Below are 2,869 nucleotides of genomic sequence, written 5' to 3'. Positions count from 1 at the left end.
AGCCGCAGGTCGCCGAACCGCCCCAGGCCAAATTCCAGTCCCAACATCAAACGCTCCGTGAATCATCACTCAACCCACGGAATCAGCAATCAAATCGCCTAGCAAGATGTGTGCATACGAGAGCCGCGTGCGGGGAGAGGTCGGAACGCATCGCCAGATGCGTTCCGGGTGAGGGGGAGCCCCCGCGAGTCCAATTGCGACGGTTTGCGCGGAAGCAGCCCCTCACCCCAACCCTCTCCCCGTAAGAACGGGGCGAGGGAGCGCACCTCCGATGTCGTTGGATCTAGCGGCGGCTCGCGATGTGGTCGGCGAGCACCGCGGCATCGTCGCCGACGCCTGACAGGAACGAGGATTTCATCTTTGACAGCCATTGCAGGCCGAGGAAATAGAGGCCCGGCACGTCGGAGACGCCGTGGCGATGTCGCGGCGCCCCGTCGGCATCCAGCACCGGTATGTCGATCCAGTTCAGATCGAGACCGTAGCCGGTGGCCCAGATCACGCTCCTGATCCGCGCGGCGCGCAGGTCGATCGCATTGAGCGGCGCGGTGAGGCACGGCGGATCGGGCAAACGGAGGCGCGCCAAGGGATCTTCGGGATGATCGAGGCCGCGCGCCGCGACGAAGTCGTCGACGATCCCGAGGAAGGTCGCGTAATAGGCATCGCCATTGGCGATGTTGGCGGCGAGATCGGGCGCGATCTCCAGCACGCCGTCGCGCGCTGTCGTCACACGGCCGAGCAGGGTCACGCCGCCGGCGGCGAAGCGGCGGAAATCGACGGTGTGGCCGCCATGGGCGCCGGAAATCACCGGCAGCAGCCGCGACGGGCCGCGCTGCTCGACCGGCGTCCGGTCGATGCCCATCTCGGCCAGCCACCAGATCAGGTCGCGGCCGCGATAGCGGCGTGGCAGCCGGTTGTGACGGCCGACCGAGAGGAAGACTTCGCGGCCGGCGCGCATCAGCTCTTCGGCGATCTGCGCACCCGACGCGCCGGCACCGACCACCAGCACCGCACCGTCAGGCAATTGCGCGGGATTCCTGTAGCCGGCGGCATCGACCTGAAACAGGCCGGGATGCTCGCGCAGGAGGTCCGGCCGCAGCGGCCGTTGATAGGGGCCGGTGGCGATGACGACGTTGCGGGCGGCGATGCTGCCGCCGGCAAATTCGGCGAGGAAGCCGCCGGTGTCGCGGCGCAGCTTCGTGACCGCGACGCCGCAGCGGATCGGCGGCGCGACGAACGCGGCGTAGTTCTCAATGAAGGCGATGATGGCAGCGGTGTCCGAGAAGCCGTCGGGATCGCTGTGCGGAAACGCGAAATCCGGCAGCCGCACCGACCAGTTCGGAAACTGGAACATGAGGCCATCCCAGCGTTCGCTGCGCCAGCGCTCGGCGATGCGACCCCGCTCCAGCACCAGATGGGCGATGCCGCGCTGCTTCAGCCGATGGCTCATGGTGAGCCCGGCCTGGCCGCCGCCGATCACCAGCGTATCGACTGCGTCGTCAGGCACTGCGCGATCCCTTGCGGCGGGCCGCGGGCTCCGCCGCGGCGCGGATGATCCAGCGCCGGAACGCGGCGAAATCGCGCTGCTCGGCGTGGAAGCCGCGATAGACCAGATACCAGCGCATGCCCTTCGGCACGCTGAGCGCAAACGGCGCCACCAGCCGGCCGGCGGCGAGATCGTCGTCGATATAGGGCCGGATGCCCATCGCCATGCCGAGCCCGTCGCTAGCTGCCTGCAGCGCCTGGCCGTAGAACTGGAATTCCGGCCCGCGCGCGGTCAGGCGCGGCACGCCCGCGGCCTTCAGCCAGGACGGCCAGTCGTCGGGCGAATGCGCGACGCGGATCAGGCTCGGGCCCTTGAGGTCGGCGGGGCGCTTCAGGGTGTTGGCGAGCCGCGCCGTGCACACCGGCATCAGGTCGGCGGCAAACAGCGGCTCGGCGACGAGGCCCGGCCACTGGCCGTCGCCGAGCTGGATGCCACAGCTCCAGTCGTCGGCGAACGGCACCGCCATGCCGCCGGTCGTGATCCGCACCTCGATGTCGGGCTCCGCTTTGCGGAACTCGGCAAGGTGCGGGATCATCCATTTCAGCGCAAAGGTCGGTCCGACGCCGACGGTCAGCACCCGCGCGCTCGCGGACGCCGTGACCTGCGCGGTGAGGCTCGCCAGCGCGTCGAAGATCGGCGTCAGCCCGCCCTGATAGGCGCGGCCGGCCGGCGTGGTGACGAGGCGGTTGGCCTTGCGCTCGAACAGCGCGACGCCGAGCCGCTCCTCGAGCAGATGCACCATCCGGCTGATCGCGGCGGCCGAGACGTTGAGCTCGCTGCCCGCCGCCGCGAAGCTGCCGGTCCGCGCCGCGGCTTCGAACGCCTTGATGCCGTTGAGAAAGAGCAGCCGCCGCATGAACCCTCAGGAAAACTGATGCAAGGTCAAGATAACTCAGTTTGCCGGAAGAGGCCAAGCGGCGCAGAAATACCGGAGACAGTGAATCCCTGCTGACCCCGGCGAGGACCACATGACAGAGACCACAGACGCCCTGGTGCTCGATCTCGTGGAATGGGTGGCGCGCGAGCCGCGGCCTTATGCCGAGGTGCTCGAGGTCTGGCGCACCTCATGCCCGCGGCTGACGATCTGGGAGGACGCCGTCGATCGCGGCTACGTCGCGCGCCGTCCCTCGGTCGAGGGCATACGGGTAATGGTGACGGAAAGCGGCGAGACATTCTTGCGCGCGCACGGGCGGATGCATTGATGGCGTATCCGCGGACTCACTTCACCTCTCACGCTTGCGAGGGAGGTCGGATTGCATCGCAGACGCAATCCGGGTGGGGGCTCTCTCCACGATGTGACTCGCGGACAAACCCCCACCCCGACCC

General features: G+C 68.5%; 3 protein-coding genes. 1 reads left to right on the top strand and 2 read right to left on the bottom strand.

The window, feature by feature from the left end:
- Positions 1–283 precede the first annotated feature (283 nt).
- Positions 284–1,504 carry an NAD(P)-binding domain-containing protein gene (locus tag I6F38_RS43075; RefSeq protein WP_225164668.1) on the bottom strand — a complete coding sequence of 407 codons (1,221 nt, stop codon included), beginning with the start codon at positions 1,502–1,504 and terminating at the stop codon, positions 284–286.
- Positions 1,497–2,399: a LysR substrate-binding domain-containing protein gene (locus tag I6F38_RS43070; protein ID WP_225164667.1), complete on the bottom strand. Its 903-nt coding sequence runs from the start codon at positions 2,397–2,399 to the stop codon at positions 1,497–1,499. The genes I6F38_RS43075 and I6F38_RS43070 overlap by 8 nt, the downstream gene beginning before the upstream one ends.
- A 112-nt stretch (positions 2,400–2,511) precedes the next feature.
- Here I6F38_RS43070 and I6F38_RS43065 point away from each other — a divergent pair, with 112 nt between their 5' ends.
- Entirely contained in the window at positions 2,512–2,745 is a 234-nt protein-coding gene (locus tag I6F38_RS43065) for a hypothetical protein (protein ID WP_225164666.1), read from the top strand.
- The last annotated feature ends 124 nt before the right edge of the window (positions 2,746–2,869 follow it).

The organism is Bradyrhizobium sp. BRP56, from assembly GCF_020194035.1.
In the GTDB taxonomy this organism is placed as follows: Bacteria; Pseudomonadota; Alphaproteobacteria; order Rhizobiales; family Xanthobacteraceae; genus Bradyrhizobium; species Bradyrhizobium australafricanum.
The sequence above is the reverse complement of the archived record's forward strand: the minus strand, read 5'-3'. Positions and strand labels throughout refer to the sequence as shown.

Excerpts from the sequence above, each read along its gene's own strand:
- I6F38_RS43070 (WP_225164667.1), bottom strand. The coding sequence starts at position 2,399 with ATGCGGCGGCTGCTCTTTCTCAACGGCATCAAGGCGTTCGAAGCCGCG.
- I6F38_RS43065 (WP_225164666.1), top strand. The coding sequence starts at position 2,512 with ATGACAGAGACCACAGACGCCCTGGTGCTCGATCTCGTGGAATGGGTG.